Genomic DNA, 22,148 nt, shown 5'->3' with positions numbered 1-22,148 from the left:
CAGGCTCATCCCGGGTCTGTGCTCAGGCAGCGCGGGCAGCTGCGCCGATCGGAATCAGGCAGTGGAAGGTCGAGCCCTTGCCCTCGATGCTGTCCGCCCAGATCCTGCCCCCGTGCAGCTTGACGATCTGCCGGGCGATGGGCAGGCCCAGGCCCGTCCCCGAGATCACCCGGGCGGCCCCGTGCTCGACGCGCGAGTACGGCTCGAAGACATGCTCCAGCATGTCCTTGTGCATGCCGATGCCGTTGTCCACCACCATCAGGTGCGCCAGGTTGCCCTCGGCGCGCGTCATCAGCACGATCTCCCCGCCGTCCGGGGCGTACTTGACGGCGTTATTGGCGAGGTTGGTCACCACCTGGGTGATCTTGTCGCGGTCGGCCACGAGGCTCGCGAGCGACTTGTCGAGCCGCAGGGTGAACGTGTGCTTCGGGGCGGTGGGCTGCATCAAGCTCGCCACGTCCGAGATGATGGCGTTGAGGTCGATGGACTCCAGGCTCAACTGGATGCGGCCAGACTCCATGCGGCTCAGGTCCAGCATCTCGTTGACGAGGCGGTTCAGCCGCCGCGCATCCTTGTTGATGTCGGCGGCGTACTCCTTCATCTCGTCCACGGTCAGGTCTTCATCGCGCATCATCTCGCTGAAGCCCTGGATGCCCGTCAGCGGGGTCCGGAACTCGTGCGAGACGATGGCCACGAACTCGCTCTTGACCTTGCTGACCCGCTCCAGCTCGGCCACGGCCTTGCCCTGCTCCTCGAAGGCCTCGGCGGTCATCAGGGCCGCCGCCGCCTGATCCCCGAAGAGGTCGAGCAGGCGGGCGTCGTCCTCGCTGAACTGGGTCGAGTCGTCGTAGGAGGAGATCAGCAGCACGCCCAGCGGCTTGCCGCTCGGGATCAGCGGGACGCCCAGGCCAGCCCGCAGGCCGCGGTCCCGGCCGCGCCGGCGCGCCAGGTCGGACGCCTGGTAGTCGTTGATGATGACCGGCTTCGCCTCGGCGAACGCCAGCCCGGCCAGCCCTTCACCAGGGCGCACTTCGGAGGAGGTGTCGATGTCCGGGGTCTGCCAGGTCTGGACCCGCCGGAGCAGCCCGGCCTCCGGATCCCAGCGGAAGAAGGAGCCGCTGCCGCCGCCCAGGAGGGTCGTGGCGTTGCGCAGGATCGACTGGATAACGGTGTGGGTGTCGGTGTGGGTGGCAAGCTCCGTCGAGGCGCGGTGCAGCGCCATCAGGCGGTTGGACTCGCGCTCACGGGATTCGAGCAGGCGGGCCGTCTCCAGGGCCACCCGCAGCTCACGGGCGACGCCCTCCGCCAGTCGGATGTCGTCGCCGGTCCAGGCGCGCGGAACGTCGTGCATCTGGAGCAGCAGCACGCCCACCAGTTGCCCGCCGAGGCTGATCGGCGTGGCGAGCACGGCCACCGCCCCGGTTCGCAGGTGGTCTTCGGGCTGGCCGAGGTCGTCGTGCTGCAGGCGGCCATCCGTACGCATGTCGGTCACGGCCACCGTGCAACCGTCGCGGACGGCCAACCGCGCGATCGGCAGCTCGATCTGGCTACCGATGCCGACCGGGGTCTCGCCGTTGCCGGTCCACTCATAGGCGATGCGGAGATCGTCCGCTGCCTTCCCCAGCTGCACCAGCGCCGACGAGATGTGCATCGCTGCGCCCATCTCGTCCAGCACGTTCTTCATCATCACTTCGTGGTCGAAGCCGGCGTGCGCGTGGCGGACCACCCGGTTGATGACCGCGGCGCGGTCGGCGCGAGCCTCGGCCTCGGAGACCGAGAAGGCGTTGTGCAGCGCGCCCGCCAGGAAGTGGGTCAGGACGGTCAGCAACTGCAGCATCTCGACGTCGACGGCGCTCGGGCGGTCGTCGCGCAGCAGCAGCGCGCCCACCAGCCGGTTGCGGGAGAGCAGCGGCAGCACCACGAAGGTGCGGGCCTGCCGCAGGGCCGGCAGATGGCGGATGAACGATCCCCAGGTGTCCGCGCCGCCGGTCGTCGCGTTGTCCACCCGCACGTCGTAGATCACGACGGGGCGGTTCTTCATCAGCGGGGTGCGGATCGGCTCGGGCAGCAGGGACAGGTAGAGGAAGAGGCCTTCCAGGTCGCTCGCATGCGGGCCATCGGCGGCCAGACCGGACAGGGACTCCGCCGTCTCGTCGTAGAGCAGGACGGCGGCGCTCGTCGTGTCGGGCATCACCTTGCGAATGCGCTGGAGGAACTTCGTCGAGATCTCGGCGGGCGGGTATGGCCCCGTCATGGCGCCGCTCACGTCGGAGACCAGCGCCAGCTTCTCGCCGCGCCGGTGCTCGGCGCTCAGCGAGGTGCCCAGCCGTGTGAGGTAGTAGTGAGCCACCAGCCCGGCCAGCATGCACGCGCCGACCCAGGCCACCAGGCTGGTCAGGTGCACCAGCAGGCTCCCGACCATCGGATCGGCGGCGGTGGCCGAGGCGTTCACCATCGCCCCGCCCCACTGGATGAGCTGGACGGCCAGGTAGGTCAGAATTGCGAAGACGAATGAGACCGAGAGATAGAAACCGCGGGAGCCGGGGTTCCGATCCAGCGGGCCAGCCGCTCGACGGCCGGCCTCCTCGGACCGGGTCGGCCACAGCCGCGCCGACGAGACGATCTGAGCCACTTCGACCTCCTGAGTTCGCGGCGAGTGAGAACGCTGCACGCACGCCGCCCACGCCCTTCCTCTAGAGGACAACGGCGGGCGACACCGTGAGAAAGACAACCGGCACGGAGATTTAGCCCCTATGCACTAGTTTGAACGGGGCCGGACCACGTGAAGCGTCACCATCTCGGGTACGAAATGCCTTCGCATCTCGTTGGCGACGCCGCGCCGCACGCTCGACACCCTGCGGATGTGCTATACAGCCGCTGCTGATGCTCGCCCCCTTTGCGCGCCACGCCGGAGTGGCGACGCCACCGCCGGCCCACGGCGCGTTCATCGGAGAATCGTCACGACAGCCCCGCCACGAGCGCCGAAACCCGACCGCGCATCCGCCAGTCCGGCTGATCCCCCTGGTCAATCCGACAGGCAGCAGGCCGCCCCGCCGGCCGTCGCAGCGCCGGCGCCATCTGCTGCTGCTGCGCCGGCTGTCCGTTCGTCTGTCACCTTCGAGGAAGCGCCGCCCAGACGCCGCCGGCCGGGCCTGATCCGCCTCATCGGGGTGCTGGCCGTGCTGCTGGTGGTCGGGACGGCCGCCACCGCCATCGGCTACCACTTCTGGTACGAGTCCACCTACTTCGTGGTCACCGACAACGCCCAGGTCACCGGCGACCTGATCCAGGTCGGATCGCTCAACGCCGGGCGCATCGTCGCGGCGCACGCCGAGGTCGGGCAGTCGGTCCAGGCCGGCCAGGAGATGGCCATCGTCCGGATCCCGCAGGAAGTGGGCATGCCGATGGGCGGCACCCGCGTGCTGGAAGACGCCGCCGCCGGCGACCGGCTGGCCGCCGTCCGCGCGCCGTTCACGGGCGTGGTGGTGGCCCGCCTGAGCCATGTCGGTGGGACCGTCTCGGCTGGCCAGCCGATCTACTCGATTGTCGATCCTACCCGCGTCTGGATCCGGGCAAACATCGAGGAGACGAAGCTCGCGCGGCTTCAGCCCGGCCAGCCCGTCGAAGTGTTCGTGGACGCGCTCGGCTACCACTTCGACGGCCGTGTGATGGCGATCACGCCGGCCAGCGCCGCCAGCTTCTCGCTGCTCCCGAGCCAGAACGCCTCCGGCAACTTCGTGAAGGTCACGCAACTGGTGCCGGTCAAGATTCAGGTGAACGCGGCCGGCGCAACGCTGCCGCTGGGCACCTCGGCAACGGTCCGGATCAAGGTCCGCGAGCCGGGCGGCGGCGTGCCGTGGCAGCCGTAAAGGTTTCCCTCACCGCGACGGAGGCCCTCACCCCCCGGCCCCCTCCGCTGCGCGGTGAGGTCAACTGATGGCAGCCGTCGCGCAGGCCGAGCGCCGGCCCCTCTTCCGCATCAGCCTCGCCTACCACTGGCAGGCGTTGATCGCCGTGGTGCTCGGCACCTTCGTGGTGGTGCTCAACCAGACCATCGTCAACGTGGCCCTGCCGCGCATTATCCAGGTCTTCCAGGCGACCGTCGATCAGGGCCAGCTCGTGCTCACCACCTACATGCTGGCCCTGGCCGTCTTCATGCCGGCCACCGGGTTCTTGACGGACCGTTTCGGGACCAAGCGAGCCTACATCGGGTCGGTGGCGCTGTTCACGCTGTTCACGGCCATGTGCGGCCTCGCCCCCAGCATCGACGTGCTGATCCTCTTCCGCGTGCTGCAGGGCATCGGCGGGGCGCTGATCATGCCGCTCGGCATGGCGATCATCTTTCAGACGGCCCCGGCCCGCGAGCGCGGCGCGGTGATGGGCATGTTCGGGCTGCCGGTGCTGGTGGCCCCGATGACCGGCCCGGTCCTCGGCGGCTACCTCGTGGACAGCGTCGGGTGGCGGCCGATCTTCCTGCTGGGGATGCCCGTCGGCATCGCCGCCATTATGTACAGCATGGCGATTCTCCACGAAACGCCCCGCAAGCACGAGGCCCGCTTCGACTGGCTCGGGTTCCTGCTGGGCGGCATCGGCTTCTCGGCGGCGCTGGCGGCGCTCTCCCGCGCGCCCGCCGATGGCTGGTTCGCGCCGCACCTGATCGCGCTGTGGCTCGTCGCGGTGGCGGCGATTGGCTGCTGGGTGATCATCGAGCTGACGGACCGCCAGCCCCTGCTCGACCTCGGCGTGCTGGCCGACCGCACCTACCTGATCTCGAACGTCGTCGTCTGCCTGCTGATGGTGATGATGTTCGGGTCACAGTTGCTGCTGCCGCTGTTCTTGCAGAACACGCGCGGCCTGACGCCGTTCGCCACGGGCCTGCTGATGGCCCCCGAAGCCATCGCCACGGCGATCATGATGCCGATCGCCGGGCGGCTGCTGGACCGGCTCGGGCCGAAGCCGCTGGCGATCCCCGGCCTGTTCGGGCTGGCGCTGGCGTACTGGCTCCTCTCACGGCTGGACCCGGACACGCCCGACTGGATGATTGCTGGCATCCTGGCGCTGCGCGGCGCGACTCAGGGCATGATGATGCTGCCGCTGATGACCGTGGCGATGGACCGCATCGCCGGGCCGAGGATGAGCCGCGCGACGGTCTTAGCCACCGTCATGCGGCAGATCGCCGGGGCGTTCGGCGCGGCCTCGGCGGCGAGCCTGCTGCTGACCCGTCAGCAGCACCACCAGGCGACCCTCGTGCAGACGGTCACGGCAGACGCGACAGCCGTCGCCAGCACGCTCAGCTCGATGATGGTGCGCCTGCTGGAGCAGGGCGTCTCGGCCGGCAACGCCTCGCTGATGGCGCTCGGCTACCTGAACGACCGCACGAAGCTGGTCGCCAGCGTCCGCGCCTACGACGACTGCTTCCTGGTCTACGCCGGCCTGTGCCTGCTGACGCTGGCGCCGGTGCTGCTGCTGCCGCGCCGACGCCAGCAACAGCACTGACGGCGCACGTCCCTGCCAGCACCCTGTCGCGGGCGCCCCACAGAATCCTGCACTGCGGCCATCGGGCGCGCCCCTGTCGCATGTCCCTGCCAGCTACCCGCACGTCCGTGGTATCGTCCCACGTCGAGACCTTTCCGGGAGCGATCACTATGACGCCGTCGTCGCCGTCCGCGCGGCCACCATCCGCCCAGGACCGTGAGCTTGACCCTGCGATGGCCGCCATCGGCGAAGCCATCGACGCGCTGGACGGTCTCGGGCTGGCCGACGAGCGCGGGCGCGTCGTCGTGGAGCCGGCCTCGGAGTTCCACTGGGACTGACTGAGCGAGCGTGGCCGCCTGACGCGGAGGCCCCAGCGGCCCGCCGGGCGGACCGGGTACGAAGGAGACCGGGCGCGTGGCTGACGAGTCGCTGCACTTCCTGACCATCCGAGGGGTTGGCGAGCGCTTGAGGCGACGGGAGATCTCGCCCGTCGAGCTGACCAGGGCTGCGCTGGCTCGTGCTGACGCGCTTGACGGCTCGCTGAACGCCTTTATCACCATCACCCACGAGGCTGCGCTCGAACAGGCGCAGGCCGCCGAGCGGTCGCTGCAGTCCGGGCACTACCTCGGACCGTTGCACGGCGTCCCCATCAGCCTCAAAGACCTGTATCAGACATCCGGCATCGCGACCACGGGCGGCTCGAAGATCCTCAAGGACTGGACCCCAACGGCCGACGCGACCGTCACGCGGCGGCTGCGGCAGGCCGGCGCAGTCCTCATCGGCAAGAACAACCTGCACGAGTTCGCGTTCGGTGCGACGAACGAGAACCCGCACTTCGGGCCAGCCCGCAACCCCTGGAACTCGGAGCGGATCACGGGAGGGTCGAGCGGCGGCTCGGCAGCGGCGGTGGCGGCCGGCATCGGGTACGCCTCGATGGGCTCGGACACGGGCGGCTCGATCCGCCTGCCGGCGGCCCTGTGCGGCATCGTCGGCGTCAAGCCGACCTACGGCCTGGTCAGCAGGGCCGGCGTGCTGCCGCTGTCGTGGTCGCTCGACCACTGCGGCCCGCTGACCCGGACCGTCGAGGACGCGGCCATCGTCATGAACGCCATCATCGGCTACGATGCGGCGGACCCGGCCTCGGCCACCCGCGTGATGCCCGATCTGACCACCGCCCTGGACGACCGGGTCAGCGGCCTGCGGATCGGGCTGCTGCAAGAGTACCTGGGCGAGAACGTCCAGCCAGAGGTCGCCGCTGCCGTCCGGTCAGCGCTCGGGAGCCTCGAGGGGCAGGGCGTGAGCATCGGCGAGCTGTCCGTGTCAGACGTGGAGTACCGCGCGGGGGCGGTCTTCGGCATCCTCTACTCGGAGGCAGCGGCCATCCACGAGCGCTGGCTGAAGACCCGCCGCGCAGACTACGGCGCGGACGTGCTGGAGCGGCTGAGCCAGGGCGAACGGCTGACGGCGACGCAGTACCTGCGCGGCCAGCAGGCGCGGCGGGCGCTGATGGAGCGCTTCCGGACCGTGTTCGAGACGGTGGACGTGATCGCCACCCCGACGACGGCCATCGTCGCGCCGACGATTCCGGAGTCACGGGGGCCGGTGGCGCGCGGGCAGCTGCTCGGCTTTACCCAGTTGTTCAACATCCTGGGCCTGCCGGCCATCTCGGTGCCGTGCGGCTTCTCGCGGAACGGGCTGCCCATCGGGCTGCAACTGGTGGGGCGGCCGTTCGAGGAAGCCACGTTGCTGCGGCTGGCCCACGTCTACGAGCAGCGGGCCGGCTGGCACAAGGAGCGGCCGGCGGTCTAGCCCAAACAGGGCACGCACATTCACCTCACCAACCTGCGCGAACCGGCGGCGGCCTGCGGCCGCCGCCACACACTGGGAGGCAGCATGGGACTGGAAGGGAAAGTCGCCATCGTCACCGGCTCGAGCCGGGGGATTGGCGCGGGCATTGCGAAGCGGCTCTCGGCGGACGGCGCGAAGGTCGTCATGACCAGCCGGGGCGCAGACCTCCTCAACAAGACGGCCGACAGCATCCGCGCGGCCGGCGGCGAGGTGCTGGCGATCCCCTGCGACGCCGGCATCAAGGATGAGGTTGAGGCGATGTTCGCGAAGGTGCTCGAGACCTGGGGCACGGTGGACATCGTCGTCAACAACGCGGGGTGGGCCAGCCCGATCTCGCACATCCTCGAGATGACGCCCGACCACTGGGACACCGTCATCCGGACCAACCTGACCAGCATCTACCTGCACTGCCACCGCGCCGCCAACATCATGGTGGATCAGGGCAAGAAGGGCGCCATCGTCAATATCAGCTCGTTCGCGGGGACGCGCTCGCACCGCTACATGGCGGCCTACGACGCCACCAAGGGCGGCATGGAGGCGATGACCCGCACGATGGCGATTGACCTGGCGGCGTTCGGCATCCGCGTGAACGTGGTGCAGCCCGGCGCGATCCACACCGAGGATCATGACGCCAGTCCCGAGGGGCTGGCCCGGCGCGGCGCGACGGTGCCGCTGGGGCGCGTCGGCTACCCCGACGACATCGCTGGAGCCGTCTCCTGGCTGGTCTCCGACGATGCCTCCTACGTGACGGGCATCACCGTGCCGGTGGACGGCGGTATGCTGGCGCAGTTGCGCTCGCCGCAGGTGGACTCGCCGCTGCCGCCGTCGGTGTCCGCTCGTCTGAAGAAGTAGGCTCTGGGTTCGGGGAGAATGCCCCCCGAGAACCCAGAACCCAGCGCCGGGAGCACGCATGCGCCAGTATCGCCTGATCCACGTCGACGTCTTCACGCGGACCCGCTTCGGCGGCAATCAGCTCGCGGTCTTCCCGGAGGCCGAGGGCCTGTCCGACGACGAGATGCAGGCGATTGCGCGCGAGATGAACTTCTCGGAGACGACCTTCGTGCTGCCGCCGGCCGATCCGACGGCGGACGCGAAGGTCCGCATCTTCACGCCCGGCCGCGAGCTGCCGTTCGCCGGGCACCCGGTGGTGGGGACAGCCTTCGTGCTGGCGCGGGCCAACGGCAAGCGCAGCCTGCGCCTTGAGCTGAAGATCGGGACGCTCGGCGTCGAGGCCGACCCCGGCGACGGCGTCACCGGCGAGGCCGAGATGGAGCAGCACGTCCCGACGTTCAGCCCGCCCCCGAACGCCGATCCGACCGCCCTGGCTGGCCTGCTCGGCCTCACGACTGAGGATCTGGCGCTGGAGACGCCGGCCGAGATCGGCTCGTCGGGCAACCCGTTCCTGTACGTGCGGCTGCGCTCCCTAGACGCGGTGCGGCGGGCGCGCGGCGTGGCCGATCCCCTGGTCCGCTACTTTGCCGGGCGCGAGCACCCGGCCGTCTACGCCTTCTGCACGGGCGGCGAGTCCCCCGAGGCCGCCGCGCACGCCCGCATGTTCAGCCTGGCGCTCGGGGCGGACGTGCGCGAAGACCCGGCCACCGGCAGCGCCAGCGGGCCGGCCGGCGGCTACCTGTTGCGGCACGGACTGGCCAGCCCCGGCCGCCTGCTGCTGGAGCAGGGCTACGAGATGCTGCGCCCGAGCCAGATCGGCGTCGGGCTGACGGTCACGAGCGGCGCGCTAACGCGGGTGACCGTCGGCGGCGGCGTGGTGCTGGTGGCCGAGGGCGCGCTGCTGGCCTGACGGCCGTCAGCCTTCGGTGGGCCAGCCCATCCAGGACGTCTTCTCGTGGTGCGACGTGCGCGCGGCCGGCTTGGTCTCCTCGTCCGGGTAGCCGAGGTAGATGTACCCCAGGATCTGGTGCTCGGGCGTCAGGCCGAAGAAGCGCTTCAGGCTGGCCGAATAGCACGGCTGGCCGCTGCTCCACTTGGTCGCCAGTCCCCGGGCGTGGGCGGCGAGCAGCAGGTTCTGGATGCCGCAGGCGACGGCGCAGACATCCTCGACGGGGTCGATCTTCGGGCCGCTGGGGGGGTCGCACGAGACGGCGATGACCACTGGCGAGCGCAGCGCCTTCTTCATCTGCGAGTCGATCAGCCCCTGGGCCTTCTCCGGGCTCAGCTCACCGTTGGCCTCGCAGGCGTCGGCGGCCATGATCTCGCCGAAGCGTCGGCGCGCCTCGCCAGCCACGACATGGAATTGCCACGGCTCGTTGAGGCGGTGGTTCGGCGCCCAGGTGGCGGCCTCGATGATCTCCTCGATCAGGGCGCGCGGCGGCACGTCCTGCCGCATCTTGCCGACGGTCCGTCGGGTCCGGATCGCTTCGAGCACATCCATGCAGGGTCATCCTCACGTTCTCGCCGGCTGGCGGGCGGCCGTCTGACGGGGTTCTGCCCCCACAGGAGACGCGCCGTTCGGCTGTCGTCGGCAGCTACACTCTTAGTACGGGCTAAGATGATACTGTGCGACGGCACTCCGCGTGCGAAATTCGGGGGGAGCCGGCAGGGCAATCGCATGTTGGGTGTGTCGTGCCGCCGCGTCGGGGCTTGAAAGCCCCGCCTACGATCCTGCAGTCGCTGCGCGACGCTCCAGTCTCACCAGTGCTTGCCGTTCCCTGCGTCCGTCGCGCAGCGACGGCGTGACTGTAGGCGGGGACTTCAGTCCCCGACCGCCCGTTCCATGATGCTTCGGGGACACCAATGAACATGCGATCGCCCTGCGTCGTGCCGCCGCGTCGGGGCTTGAAAGCCCCGCCTACCATCCTGCAGTCGCTGCGCGACGCTCCAGTCGCACCAGTGCCTGCCGTTCCCCACGGCCGTCGCGCAGCGACGGAATGACTGTAGGCGGGGGTTTCAACCCCCGACTGCGCGCCTCGTCGCGCTTCGGGAACACCAGCGAACATGCAATCGCCCTGGGGGGGCGGCGGGCCGATGATCGGGGCGCTGGACGGCCTGCGTAGGCTGGCGGATGGTGGGTTGGCGAGACAAAAGACGCCCCCGCTCCCGTGCACGGGAGCGGGGGCGTTGTGCAACTGCTCGAAGTGCCCGAAGGCTACAGCAGCTCCTTCGCCTTGGCCGCGATGTTGTCCGCGCTCATCCCGTAGCGCGCCCGCAGGGCCGGCGTGGGGCCGATCACCGCGAACGTGTCGCCCAGGCCCACGATCCGCATCCTGGTGGGGTGGTTCTCGGCCAGGAACTCGGCCACCGCGCCGCCGAGCCCGCCGGTGACGTGGTGCTCCTCGGCCGTCACGATGCCCTTGCACTCCTCGGCGGCCTTGAGGATCGCCTCGGTGTCGAGCGGCTTGATGGTGGTCATGTTCAGTACGCGGGCGTTGATGCCCTCGGCCTTGAGCGCGTCCGACGCCTTGACGGCCATCTCGACCAGCGACCCACAGGCGATGATCGCCACGTCGTTGCCGGAGCGCAGCTCGGTGGCCTTGCCCAGGGTGAACGGCGCGTCGGGGTCGGTGATGTCCGGCTCGGGCGTCCGGCCGCCGAGGCGGATGTAGACCGGCCCCTCCATCTCGTGAGCGGCGAGGGTCGCCTTGTACGCCTCGTGGACGTCGGCGGGGACGATGACGGTCATGCCGGCAAGGCTCCGCATGGTCGCCAGGTCTTCGACGGCGTGGTGGGTGCCGCCGGAGACGCCGAGCGAGATGCCGCTGGCGGCCGCGCCGATGACGACGTTCTGGTGGGCGTAGGCGACGTCGTTGCGGACCTGCTCGAGGGCACGGGCAGTCACGAACGGCGCGTAGCCGCAGACGTACGGCTTGAGGCCGACCGTCGCCAGCCCGGCCGCGATACCGACCTTGTCCTGCTCCGCGATGCCGCACTCGATGAAGCGGTCAGGGTACAGCTCGATGTACTCGCGGACGCCGAGCAGATCCTGGGTGTCCGCCGAGAGGATGACCACGTCCGGGTCGAGCGCCCCGAGCGTCAGCAACGCCTGACCGAAGGCGAGACGCGTCTGGCTCGCGGACTTCTTGTACCAGTCGGTGGTAAGTGCGTCTGCTGCCATAATCAGACCGTCTCCAGCTCGGCAATCGCCTTGTCGTAGATCTCCTGGTTGACCGCGTTCTGGTGCCAGAGGTGGGTGTCCTCGGCGAAGCTCGCGCCCTTGCCCTTGATCGTGTGCATGATCACGCAGTTGGGCTTGTTGCCGCTGAACGGCAGCGCATCGAGCGTATCGACGATCTCCGTCATGTTGTGGCCGTCGATCTCGCGGACTTCCCAGCCGAACGAGCGCCACTTGTCGGCGAGCGGCTCCAGGCCCATCACCTCGGCCACGTGGGCGCTCTGGGAGATCTTGTTGAAGTCGATGAGGGCGGTGAGGTTGGTGAGCCGGTACTTGGCGCCAGCCATCGCGGCTTCCCAGTTGGAGCCCTCGTGCAGCTCGCCGTCGCCGATCATCACGAAGGTATGAAAGGCCTGGCCCTTGATGCGCGCGCCGAGCGCCATCCCGACGCCAATCGAGAGGCCGTGGCCGAGGCCGCCGGTGCTCATCTCGATGCCGGGCACTTTGATGTCGGGGTGCATGCCGAAGGGCGGGCGGCCGTCGTCCATCATGTAGAAGCGGTCGCAGTAGCCCTCATCCACGATACCAGCCAGTTCGAGGGTCGCGCCGAGGCCGGCGTTGGCATGGCCCTTCGAGAGAATGAAGCGGTCACGGTCGGCCCAGTCCGGCTCGGCCGGGCGGACGTTCATCTTGTAGAAGTAGAGGGCGCTGAGCATGTCGGTAGCGGAGAGCGAGCCACCGGCGTGGCCGGTGCCGCCTGCCTTCAATGCCCGCCAGATGTTGCGGCGAATCTTGTTCGCCTGCCCCTCCAGGCGCTTGATGAGCTCATCACGTGTCTCTGGCATCGAAACTCCTCGTTGGTCAGCCGCCCGACCACGACGGCGTGGCCCAGTCTGGGCATAACAATTGGCCGAGGCGAGCGGCGACGATGCCCGAGGCCGCTCGTCGCCGCATCGCATGGTCCAGTTGGCGTGTCCATGTATAGCACAGAGCGCAGCGCCCCCCAAGTGGCGGCAGCCGCGCCTGCTATTTCAGCATCACGTAGGCGCGCGCTGATTCGGGGGGACTAGCGTTGGCGACAACTGTCGATGCCGTCAGCACGAACAGCATCGTGAGGACCACGGCAGTCCGTACGGCCCGGCACAAGGCCAGGCTCGAAGCGGTCTACAGTCCGACGAATGTCGTGATGTCGGCCAGTTGCTGTTCTTCGTGGGCGCGGTTCGCACGGGCCTGCTGGATCTGACGGTCACTCCTCGGACATGGCGGCGCGGTAGGCGATCTGCGGGTCCGGGGCGCCGTCCGCGTCGAGGGTGACCGTCACGCGGTGCAGCGTCCCCGTGAACGCGAACGGCAGCGCGTAAGCGTCGCTGACCGCCGAGCCCCCATCCCGACCGCACAGCACGCCGGCCGTCACCGCCACCACCGGCCAGGTCTTCGGAAGGGTCACCGAGCCGCACGGCTGCCCGTTCACCAGCAGCGTGCCAACCCCCTGCCGCCGACCCGTCCGGCGGAAGACGTAGGAGAGGGTCACGTCGCCGGTCGGGACGGGGATCTCGGCGCGCACGGCGAAGCGCTCGCGCTCGGAAAAGGCGTACTCGTAGACCAGATGGCCGCCCTGGACGTAGAGCACGTAGCCGCCGAAACGCGCCCCGGACGCCAGCAACACGCCTTCGACGGCTGCGCCACTGGCTGTCATGCCGCCTGCGGGGATCGTCACCTCGGCGGCGATCGTGTGCGAGCGGTCGGTGATGTCCGGCGCGCTGAACCGGTCCACCCGCGCCATGCCAGGGTAGAAGACGGTCGTCTGGCGCGCCCGCGCCGCCACGCTCTCGGCCAGCCGCTCGTACTCGCGGTCGTCCAGCGGCAGCGCGCCGTACGCACCCGCCTCGGACCACCACCGCTCGATCATCTGGCGCAGCCGCGCAGGCTCAGCCTCGGCCAGATCGTTGCTCTCCGAGAAGTCGCGGGCGAGGTGGTACAGCTCCCAGCGGTCATCCTCGAAGCGCTGGCCGCGCTCGTGCTTCGCCACCGCCTTCCAGCCGTCGTGCCAGATGCCGCGGTCGCCCAGCAGCTCGAAGTACTGGCTGGACTTGCGCGTTGGCGCGTCCTTTTGGTCGAACGTGTAGGCCAGGCTCTGCCCGTGCATCGGCAGTTGCGCTCGACCGTTGAACGTGGCCGGCACGTCCACGCCGATCAGCTCCAGGACGGTCGGCATCAGGTCCACGACGTGGTGGAACTGCCCGCGAATCCCGCCGCCCTGCCCCTCGCCGATGCGGGCCGGCCAGTGGACGATCAGCGGATCGCGCACCCCGCCCGCGTGGACGTCCTTCTTGTACCATTTGAGTGGCGTGTTGCTGGCCTGCGCCCAGCCGGTCGGATAGTGCCCGTAGGTGCGGTCGCTGCCGAGCGCGTCGATGGCCGCCAGCCCATCCTGGAGCGTCTCCGGCTCGTACTGGAGATGCTTGCGGGCGTTGACCGCGCCGACCGCGCCGCCCTCGGGGCTGGAGCCGTTGTCCGAGAGCAGCACCACGAGCGTGTTGTCGAGGACGCCCAGCCGCTCCAGGTGGCCGACCAGCGCGCCGACCTGGGCATCGGTGTGCTCGACGAAGCCGGCGTAGACCTCCTGCATGCGGGCGAACAGTCGCCGCTCGTCCTCGGACAGGCTGTCCCAGGGCCGCACATCGGCGTTGCGCGGCGCGAGCGCCGTATCGGGCGGCACGATCCCGAGCGCCTTCTGTCGGGCCAGCCGCTCCTCGCGGATCACGTCCCAGCCGCGCGCGTACTGGCCGCGATACTTCTCGACGAACGGTTCTGGCACGTGGTGGGGCCAGTGCGCCGCCCCGAACCCCAGGTACAGGAAGAACGGCCGCTCGGGCGCAACGGCCTGCTGATCGCGGAGCATGCGGCCGGCCTGGGCCACCAGATCCTCGGAGAGGTGGTAGCCCTCACCGCTTGGGGCGTCGATGGCGTGGTTGTCCTCGAACAGCTCCGGGTGCCAGGAGTCCGCCAGCGCCCCGTGGAAGCCGTACCAGCGGTCGAAGCCCCGGTTCAGCGGCCAGTCGCCGAACGGCCCGGCCGCCGTCGCCTCGTCCATCGGCATCAGGTGCCACTTGCCCACGGCAAACGTGTTGTATCCCTGGTCGCGCAGCACCTCGGCGAGGTTGGCGGCATGTCGGGTGACGCGCCCACGGTAGGCCGGGAAGCCCGTGGACCACTCGGCGATGATCCCCATCCCGACGCTGTGGGCGTTGCGCCCCGTGAGCAGGCAGGCCCGCGTGGGCGAGCACATCGCCGTGGTGTGGAAGTTGGCGTACCTCAGCCCCCCGGCGGCCAGCCGGTCGATGTTCGGCGTCTGGATCTCCGAGCCGTAGCAGCCGAGGTCGGCGAACCCGACGTCGTCCAACACCACGAACACGACGTTCGGCGCGCCGGCGGCAGCCGCTGTCGGCTCGGGCCACCAGGGCGTCGACTCTCGGTAATCACGGCCGATGACACCGCCGAACGCTGGCTCACTGGCGCTCACGCGCTCCCCCCTGTGCGGCCGTCAGTCCTCGACGCCGCGGACGCAAGGATGGTAGACGATTGTCTCCGCCCGCCCGCACCGTCTACCCTGCCGTATCCGCACCCAGGGAGACGAGCCGGCCATGCCGACCATCGAGCGCGACGGAGCGACGATCTACTACGAGGTCACGGGCCGCGGCTTTCCGCTCCTGCTGCTGGCCCCGGGCGGCCTCAACTCGGCCATCCCGTTCTGGCACCGCATGCCGCTCAACCCGATTGCCGCCTTTTCGGACGAGTTCCAGGTCATCGCGATGGATCAGCGCAACGCCGGCCAGTCGCGCGGGCCGCTGGTCGACCGAGACGGCTGGGAGATGTACGCCTCCGACCAGCTGGCCGTGCTCGACGCCCTCGGGATCGAGCGGGCGCTGGTGGCCGGCTGCTGCATCGGCGGGTCGTTCATCCTCCAACTGGTCGAGCAAGCGCCGACGCGCATCGTGGCCGGCGTGCTGATGCAGCCCATCGGCCTGGACGAGACCAACCCCGGCGCGTTCGGCGAGGCGACCTGGACCCCCTGGGGCGAGAACCTGATCGCCAACGGCCACCCGCTGACGATGGAGCAGGTCGCCGCGTTCGGGCACAGCCTGTTCGATCCCGGTTTCGTGTTCAGCGTCTCACGGGAGTTCCTGCCCGGCATCGCCACCCCGCTGCTCCTGCTGGACGGCAACGACCGCGCCCATCCGAAGGGCATCTCCGAGGAGATCGCGCGGCTGGCGCCGGGCATCGAGCGCGTCGAGCGCTGGCGTGAGCCGGAGGTCGTCGCCGAGGCCACCGAGACGATGCGTCAGTTCCTTCGCGCGCACACGCCGGGCGGTCGCTGAGATGGAAGGCATCGAGCGCACTGCCTCCGTGGATACGCCCGACGTGACACCGGCGACGGCCACAACCGCCGCCACGCCGGCCGATGCAGCCTCCCCGCCACCCGCGCCCACCCAGGAGCTGCTCTGCACGATCTGCAACCTGCGCGCCTGCTGGGAGGCCCCGGCCGCCCCCTGACCCTCCACGCGGCCTGCACGGCTGCTGCGCCCGGGGTACACTGCCGCCAACAGCAGCCAGCACGGCACGCGAGGAGCACCACACGATGACCACCACGACTCGACCGACCGTGACGACGGACCTTCAAGGTGTCCCGTACACCTCGCAGCGCAGCCCCGTGATGGCGGTCAACGGCGTCGTGGCCACGAGCCAGCCGCTCGCGGCGCAGGCCGGCCTCTCGATGCTCCAGCAGGGCGGCAGCGCCGTGGACGCCGCCCTGGCGACGGCCATCGCGCTGACGGTGCTGGAGCCGTGCTCGAACGGCATCGGCGGCGACGTCTTCTCGCTGGTCTGGGACGGCTCGAAGCTGCACGGCATCAACGGCTCGGGGCGGGCGCCGGCCGCCACGACACCGCAGGCCGTGCGCGCGGCCGGCCACGCCGAGATGCCCAACCGCGGCTGGTGGCCGATCACCGTCCCAGGCGCGCCGCGCGCCTGGGCCGACCTGCACGCTCGTTTCGGCAAGCTGCCGTTCGCGAAGCTGTTCGAGCCAGCCGTGCAGTACGCCCGCTACGGCTACTTCGTCTCGCCGATCATCGCGCGGGCCTGGAATACGGCGGCCACCAAGACCTACGCTGGCCTGACCGCACCCGAGTTCGCCGGCTGGTTCGAGACGTTCGCGCCGAACGGCCGCCACCCGGGCGCCGGCGAGCGCTGGAGCAGCGAGGGTCACGCCTCGACGCTCGAAGAGATCGGAGTGACGGGCTCGAAGTCGTTCTACGAGGGCGCCCTGGCCGAGAAGATCGCCGCGTTCTCGAAGGCGACGGGCGGCCCGATGACGGTGGACGATCTGGCCGCGCACACCAGCACCTGGGTCGAGCCGATCCGCACCACCTATCGCGGCTACGAGGTCGCGGAGATCCCGCCGAACGGCCAGGGCATCGCCGCGCTGATCGGCCTGAACATCGCCGAGGGGTTCGACCTGGGCAGCCTGCCGCGCGAGTCGCTGGAGGCGTACCACCTCCAGATCGAGGCGCTGAAGCTCAGCCTGACCGACGCGCAGGCCTACGTGGCCGACATGGATCACGTTCAGGTGCCCGTCTCGGGGCTGCTCGACAAGGAGTATGCCTCGCAGCGCGGCTCGCTGATCGGCCAGCGGGCCATCACGCCGACGGCCGGCAAGCCGAAGGCGGGCGGCACCGTCTACCTCTGCGCCGCCGATGCTGACGGCATGATGGTCAGCTACATCCAGTCGAACTACCAGGGCTTCGGCTCGGGCGTGGTGGTGCCCGGCGCCGGCATCTCGCTTCACAACCGGGGGTACGGCTTCACGCTGGCGGACGGCCACCCGAACCAGCTGGCCCCCCGCAAGCGGCCCTACCACACCATCATCCCCGGCTTCCTGCTGAAGGAAGGCGAGGCGGTCGGGCCGTTCGGCGTGATGGGCGGCTTCATGCAGGCCCAGGGGCACATGCAGATGGTCATCAACACGGTGGACTACGGCATGAACCCGCAGGCCTCGCTGGACGCGCCGCGCTGGCGCTGGGATGGCGGCATGACGGTGGCCGTCGAGCCGGAGACTTCGCCGGAGATCGTCGCGGGGCTGCGGGGGCGCGGCCATGACGTGCAGGTCATGTCGGACGGCTCGTACGGCCGGGGCCAGATCATCTGGAAGCTGCCCGGAGGCGGCTACGTGGCCGGCTCGGACAAGCGCGCAGACGGCTGCGCGGCAGCGTACTGAGCGTACTGATTGACTATGCGGCAGGCAGTGGACTCAAGAGCAAACATCAGCATTCCACCAGCTGCAGTTGATGTTTGCTCCGTCATCCCGAGCGCAGTGAGCCTGCGAACGAAGCCGAGGGATCTTCCCCGTTGGTTCGACGTGTACACGGGGAAAGCTCCCTCCACTCCGCTCGTGCCTCGCTTCGGTCGCGACGACAGTCCCGCGATGTCACCTGTCGCTACCTCCCACTGCCTACCGCCTACTGCATACTGCCTACTCGCGAAGGAGGGGATTCCTCGATGATTGAGAACTCGATTCTGAAGAAGAATCGCCAGGGGTTGAAGGCGCTCGTGCTCTCGCTGACGTTCCCGTCAACCGAGGCCATCGAGCTGGCCGCCCGCATCGGCTTCGACGCCGTCAACCTCGACGGCGAGCACGGCTCGTTCAACCCGAACGAGGTCGAGCTGATCACCCGGGTGGCGCACGGCTACGGCATGTCGGTGACGGCGCGCGTCCCGAGCATCGATTCGTGGCAGATCAACCTCTGGCTGGACCGTGGGTTGCAGGGCATCCTCGGCCCGCACGTCGAGAGCGGCGCGGATGCCCAGAAGCTGGCGGACGCCTGCCTCTTCCCGCCAGATGGCTGGCGCTCGTGGGGCGGCGGTCGCGGCACCCTCTTCAACGAGGACGCCGAGATCTTCTCGCGGTTCCCGGAGGGCAAGCTCGGGTTCGCGAAGTGGGCGAACGCCAACATGATCGTCAGCGCGCAGATCGAGTCCAAGAAGGCGTACGACAACCTGGACGAGATCATCGCGGTGAAGGGTCTGACCTACATCGCCGGCGGCCCGAACGACTTCGCAGCCTCGCTCGGGTTCCCCGGCCAGCCGGACCACCCGGAGCGCGTGCGCCTGACCGCCGAGATCGACGCCCGTGCCCGCAAGGCCGGCAAGAAGGCTGGCGGCGACATGAGCGTGACGATGGATCTGCAGTCGCTGATCCTCGGCGCTGGCCGCGACTTCGTGGCCCAGCACAAGGACGACAAGGTCAACAGCTAGGCCAGGAGGAACGATGCCTGTTCAGGCTGCTGGCGGCCAGACGCCGGAGCTTGCCGATGACGTGTTCATCGCGCCGAACGCCGAGGTCAGCGGCGCGGTGCGCATGGCCGAGCACTCCAGCGTCTGGTTCAGCAGCGTGGTGCGCGGCGCGGGTGCGCTGGTCACGCTCGGCGTGGGCGTGGACATCCAGGACAACTCCGTTGTGGACAGCCAGCCCGGCCAGCCGTGCAGCCTGGGCAGCTACACCAGCCTCGGGCACGCCGCGAAGGTCCACAGCTCCCAGGTTGGCGAGCACGTCCTCGTCGCCATGAACGCCACCGTCATGCCGGGCTGCGTCATCGGCGACGGTTGCATCATCGCCGCCAACGCCATCGTCCCGCCGGGGACGGTGGTGCCGGCCGGCTCGCTCGTCGTCGGAGATGCGGGGCGCATCGCTCGCGAGGTGCGCCCGCCCGAGCGCGAGCGCATCGAGCAGACCTGCAAAGGGTACATGCGGCTGGCGCGCGAGTACCGCCAGGGGATCGGGCGCGGCTGGTAGCCGCCGCCCGACCCCAGGTATCCGTTCCTCGGCTCGCGCCGCCCAGGGCGATTGCGTGTGCGCCGGTGTTCCCAGAACGTGGCAAGACGGGCAGTCGGGGGTTGAAACCCCCGCCTACAGTCATGCCGTCGCTGCGCGACGGACGCCGGGAACGGCAGGGGCTGGTGAGCCTGGAGCGTCGCGAAGCGACTGCAGGATGGTAGGCGGGGCTTTCAAGCCCCGACGACGCTGCATGACGCGCTCATCATGCAATCGCCCTGTCGCGCCGCCGCGCTACGTTGCCGTCGCCCCGCCGGATGGACGACCATGCCCCTCGACGAGCAACGATGCTGGGAGGTGTCCTATGAAGGTCGTCAAGCTGAGCGAGCTGCCGAGCGAAGCCGTCAACACACCGCTGTTCACCGGTGGCGACGTCAGCCGCCAGACGCCGTTCGCCCCCGATGAGATGACGAACATGAACTTCGGGGTGGTCAGCTTCGCGTCGGGCTCGCGGAACAAGATGCACCGTCACACCAGTGACCAGATCCTGCTTATCACCGAGGGCACCGGCGTGGTGGCGACGAACAGCGAAGAACGCACCGTCTCCGCTGGCGACGTGGTGCTGATCCCGGCCGGCGAGGATCACTGGCACGGCGCGCCCGGCGCAACCTCGATGGCGCACATCACGATCCAGGCCAAGGGCAGCACGACGACGCAGATCGAGGAGTAGGCGAGGCGGCGGGCTGCCGGCGCGGTTCCAGGCAAGGTGCTGGCGGATGTCCTGGGGGCAGACACGCCCCCACGATTCCCTATAACGTGCCATGCTTCTGCACTGGTGCCTTGGCGAAGGCTGCTCAGGCGTCGGCAGGCCCCATCTGCTCAGGCGTCGGCAGGCCCCATCTGCTCGGCGTTGGCCGCAAGCTCGACGGCCCGTCGAGCGGCATCCACTTGCGTTCGTGCCGCGCGGAACTGGGCAAGGTTCTGACCGCTCGGGTCCAACTGGGCGGCCCGGTCAGCCTCGGCCAGCAGCAGCTCGCGGTCGTACAGCTCCGACCGCAGCTGCTCGGCGGACTTCCCGCCCATCATGCTGCGCGCCATGCTGTCGAGCATGCGATTCTGCGCGATCAGATCTTCGGTGCGGTCCTGGGGGCGACGGCGAACTGGGCGGCGATTCGAGCGTTTTGGCACATGGTCTCCTCTCGCTTGTCGAGCGCTGGTGCTGTGCGCGGTGCGTGACGCCGGTCCGGGCGGTCCGCGACGCGCCAGAAGCGTCGGCGCGGAGACGCCGGGTCGGCAACGAAAAAAGCCGGGCCTCTTCGGCCCGGCCTCGATGAACGATTTAGCGGTAGGCGCGGCTCGACCCGCTGGAGCCACCCCGCTGGCGGGAGAAGCAGTCCGAGCAGTAGACCGGTCGGTCGCCGCGCGGCTGGAACGGGACGCGGGCCTCCTGGCCGCACTCGGAGCAAAGGGCCGTGTACATGGTGCGCTCGGAGCGGCCGTACCCGCCGCCACCGTACGAGTCGCCGGAACTGTACCCTCCAGAGCTGTACCCGCCCGAGCTGTAGCCGCCGCCGTACCCGCCACCCGAGTCGTTGCGGCTGGCCTTACGGGCGGCCCGGCAATCGGCGCACCTCGACGGCGGGCTGTCGAACCCCTTCGAGGCGAAAAACTCCTGCTCGCCGGCAGTAAAAACAAAGGACTGGCCGCAATCGCGGCACGTTATCGCGCGGTCTGCGTAACTCAACGCTGACACCCCAGGGACAGTGGCTTGGCGGTTCCGTCAGCGCGAGACGACGAGGGGACGCAACAGCGGTGCATGACCACCGCCTGCAGCCGCCCAGCCCGAGGGCGGACCGGCGAAACGAACCAGCACCATGAGTATATCCGACGCCCCACACACGCCCCGGCGTTTTCGTCGCAAACGGCTGTCAGGCATCTGCCGGGTGGGTCGGTCCAGATGCCCGGGGGGGCCGCCGGGGGCGCACCGAGACATGCCGGCTCTCGGGGAGGTAGAAGCGCCACGGGAGCGCTGCCCAGGCGCCGGCGTACTCGACGTTGATGCGCGCCGACCTGTGAACCTGGCCGAGGGGTGCACTGTTGCGGCGCTCCAGCCAGAGCGGCCCCGTCGTCTCGGCTGTCAGGTCGAGGCCGTTCAGCGTCCGGTCGATCCCCAGTGCCCGGCCCAGGCGGCCCGGACCGTTGGTGCCCTCGAGCAGCCCAGCGTCCGGCTCCAGGGCGCGGATCAACACCGCGCCGGCCTCGCCGTCGGCGTGCGCCACCACGTTGAAGCAGTGATACATCCCGTAGATCAGGTAGACGTAGGCGTGCCCTGGCGGCCCGTACATCACGCGTGTGCGGGCGGTCTGGCCCTTCGAGGCGTGGCTGGCGAGATCGTCCAGCCCACCGTACGCCTCCACCTCGACGATCCGGCCCGAGCGGCAGCCGCCCGGCAGCTCGTGGACGAGCCACAGGCCGAGCAGATCCGGGGCAACCTCCAGGGTCGGACGGGCGTAGAATGCACGCGGAAGCCGCTCGCTGTTCGCGCTCATGCACGCACCCTCAGACAGGCAGAACGAGGTGGATCCCAGGGATCGGGATAGGGATAGGGATAGGGGAAAAGCTGCAACTTCCAGTTGTCGTCCTGAGCGCAGCGAAGGACCTCACCCGCTGACCGTCAAGCCCGCATCACCCGTCGAGTGCCACCCGGCACCTCACCCGCTGACCGTCACGCCCGCATCACCCGCCGAGTGTCACCCGGCACCCCACCCGCTGACCGTCACGCCCGCATCACGCGTCGAGTGTCACCCGGCACCCCACCCGCTGACCAGCAGCACTCGCGTCACGCGTCGAGTGCCACCCGGCACCCCACCCGCTGACCGTCAACGCTCGCGTCAGCGGGTGAGGTCCTTCGCTGCGCTCAGGATGACA

20 protein-coding genes are annotated in these 22,148 nt (G+C 69.5%); 12 read left to right on the top strand and 8 right to left on the bottom strand.

The window, feature by feature from the left end; all coding sequences use genetic code 11:
- Positions 1–22: 22 nt before the first annotated feature.
- Positions 23–2,632: a GAF domain-containing protein gene (locus IT306_21550; GenBank protein ID MCC7371014.1), complete on the bottom strand. Its 2,610-nt coding sequence runs from the start codon at positions 2,630–2,632 to the stop codon at positions 23–25.
- Positions 2,633–3,170: 538 nt separating this feature from the next.
- Here IT306_21550 and IT306_21545 point away from each other — a divergent pair.
- The 6 genes from IT306_21545 to IT306_21520 all read left to right on the top strand — a co-directional run bounded on the left by IT306_21545 (position 3,171) and on the right by IT306_21520 (position 9,124).
- On the top strand, positions 3,171–3,869 hold the full coding sequence (locus tag IT306_21545) for an HlyD family efflux transporter periplasmic adaptor subunit (GenBank protein ID MCC7371013.1): 699 nt from the start codon (positions 3,171–3,173) through the stop codon (positions 3,867–3,869).
- A 67-nt stretch (positions 3,870–3,936) separates the two neighbouring features.
- The gene (locus IT306_21540; GenBank protein MCC7371012.1) at positions 3,937–5,496 is read left to right on the top strand and encodes a DHA2 family efflux MFS transporter permease subunit; all 1,560 of its coding nucleotides are present in this window, start codon (positions 3,937–3,939) and stop codon (positions 5,494–5,496) included.
- 149 nt (positions 5,497–5,645) lie between these two features.
- Positions 5,646–5,813, top strand: a complete 168-nt coding sequence (locus IT306_21535) for a hypothetical protein (protein ID MCC7371011.1) — start codon at positions 5,646–5,648, stop codon at positions 5,811–5,813.
- Positions 5,814–5,889: 76 nt separating this feature from the next.
- Positions 5,890–7,284 carry an Asp-tRNA(Asn)/Glu-tRNA(Gln) amidotransferase subunit GatA gene (gatA, locus tag IT306_21530; protein MCC7371010.1) on the top strand — a complete coding sequence of 465 codons (1,395 nt, stop codon included), beginning with the start codon at positions 5,890–5,892 and terminating at the stop codon, positions 7,282–7,284.
- Positions 7,285–7,368: 84 nt separating this feature from the next.
- Positions 7,369–8,175, top strand: coding sequence for an SDR family oxidoreductase (locus tag IT306_21525; protein MCC7371009.1), 807 nt, complete (start codon positions 7,369–7,371; stop codon positions 8,173–8,175).
- 58 nt (positions 8,176–8,233) lie between these two features.
- Positions 8,234–9,124, top strand: a complete 891-nt coding sequence (locus IT306_21520; GenBank protein ID MCC7371008.1) for a PhzF family phenazine biosynthesis protein — start codon at positions 8,234–8,236, stop codon at positions 9,122–9,124.
- A 6-nt stretch (positions 9,125–9,130) separates the two neighbouring features.
- On the opposite strand, the gene IT306_21515 is transcribed toward IT306_21520, so the two are convergent.
- The 4 genes from IT306_21515 to IT306_21500 form a co-directional block, all read right to left on the bottom strand.
- Complete coding sequence (locus IT306_21515) at positions 9,131–9,715, bottom strand: nitroreductase (GenBank protein ID MCC7371007.1); 585 nt, start codon at positions 9,713–9,715, stop codon at positions 9,131–9,133.
- Between the two features lie 714 nt (positions 9,716–10,429).
- The gene (locus tag IT306_21510) at positions 10,430–11,395 is read right to left on the bottom strand and encodes a transketolase family protein (protein ID MCC7371006.1); all 966 of its coding nucleotides are present in this window, start codon (positions 11,393–11,395) and stop codon (positions 10,430–10,432) included.
- 2 nt (positions 11,396–11,397) lie between these two features.
- Complete coding sequence (locus tag IT306_21505) at positions 11,398–12,237, bottom strand: transketolase (protein ID MCC7371005.1); 840 nt, start codon at positions 12,235–12,237, stop codon at positions 11,398–11,400.
- Between the two features lie 401 nt (positions 12,238–12,638).
- A complete protein-coding gene (locus tag IT306_21500; protein ID MCC7371004.1) occupies positions 12,639–14,915 on the bottom strand; it encodes an arylsulfatase in 2,277 nt (758 codons plus the stop codon).
- 121 nt (positions 14,916–15,036) lie between these two features.
- On the opposite strand from IT306_21500, the gene IT306_21495 reads away from it, so the two are divergent.
- The 6 genes from IT306_21495 (at position 15,037) to IT306_21470 (ending at position 19,950) form a co-directional block, all read left to right on the top strand.
- Entirely contained in the window at positions 15,037–15,771 is a 735-nt protein-coding gene (locus IT306_21495; protein ID MCC7371003.1) for an alpha/beta fold hydrolase, read from the top strand.
- Between the two features lies 1 nt (position 15,772).
- Positions 15,773–15,946, top strand: a complete 174-nt coding sequence (locus IT306_21490; protein ID MCC7371002.1) for a hypothetical protein — start codon at positions 15,773–15,775, stop codon at positions 15,944–15,946.
- Between the two features lie 85 nt (positions 15,947–16,031).
- Positions 16,032–17,666 (top strand): gamma-glutamyltransferase family protein, encoded by a 1,635-nt coding sequence (locus IT306_21485; GenBank protein MCC7371001.1) that lies wholly within the window; start codon positions 16,032–16,034, stop codon positions 17,664–17,666.
- Positions 17,667–17,947: 281 nt separating this feature from the next.
- Complete coding sequence (locus tag IT306_21480; GenBank protein MCC7371000.1) at positions 17,948–18,703, top strand: hypothetical protein; 756 nt, start codon at positions 17,948–17,950, stop codon at positions 18,701–18,703.
- Positions 18,704–18,716: 13 nt separating this feature from the next.
- Positions 18,717–19,241 carry a gamma carbonic anhydrase family protein gene (locus tag IT306_21475; protein ID MCC7370999.1) on the top strand — a complete coding sequence of 175 codons (525 nt, stop codon included), beginning with the start codon at positions 18,717–18,719 and terminating at the stop codon, positions 19,239–19,241.
- A 343-nt stretch (positions 19,242–19,584) separates the two neighbouring features.
- Positions 19,585–19,950 (top strand): cupin domain-containing protein, encoded by a 366-nt coding sequence (locus tag IT306_21470; GenBank protein ID MCC7370998.1) that lies wholly within the window; start codon positions 19,585–19,587, stop codon positions 19,948–19,950.
- A gap of 149 nt (positions 19,951–20,099) precedes the next feature.
- On the opposite strand, the gene IT306_21465 is transcribed toward IT306_21470, so the two are convergent.
- The 3 genes from IT306_21465 to IT306_21455 form a co-directional block, all read right to left on the bottom strand.
- Positions 20,100–20,330, bottom strand: coding sequence for a hypothetical protein (locus IT306_21465; protein ID MCC7370997.1), 231 nt, complete (start codon positions 20,328–20,330; stop codon positions 20,100–20,102).
- Positions 20,331–20,559: 229 nt separating this feature from the next.
- Positions 20,560–20,964: a zinc-ribbon domain containing protein gene (locus IT306_21460; GenBank protein ID MCC7370996.1), complete on the bottom strand. Its 405-nt coding sequence runs from the start codon at positions 20,962–20,964 to the stop codon at positions 20,560–20,562.
- Between the two features lie 184 nt (positions 20,965–21,148).
- Positions 21,149–21,769: a DNA-3-methyladenine glycosylase gene (locus IT306_21455; protein MCC7370995.1), complete on the bottom strand. Its 621-nt coding sequence runs from the start codon at positions 21,767–21,769 to the stop codon at positions 21,149–21,151.
- Positions 21,770–22,148: the final 379 nt, after the last annotated feature.

The organism is Chloroflexota bacterium (genome assembly GCA_020850535.1).
In the GTDB taxonomy this organism is placed as follows: Bacteria; Chloroflexota; UBA6077; order UBA6077; family JACCZL01; genus JADZEM01.
This window is presented reverse-complemented; position numbering and strand designations above follow the sequence as displayed.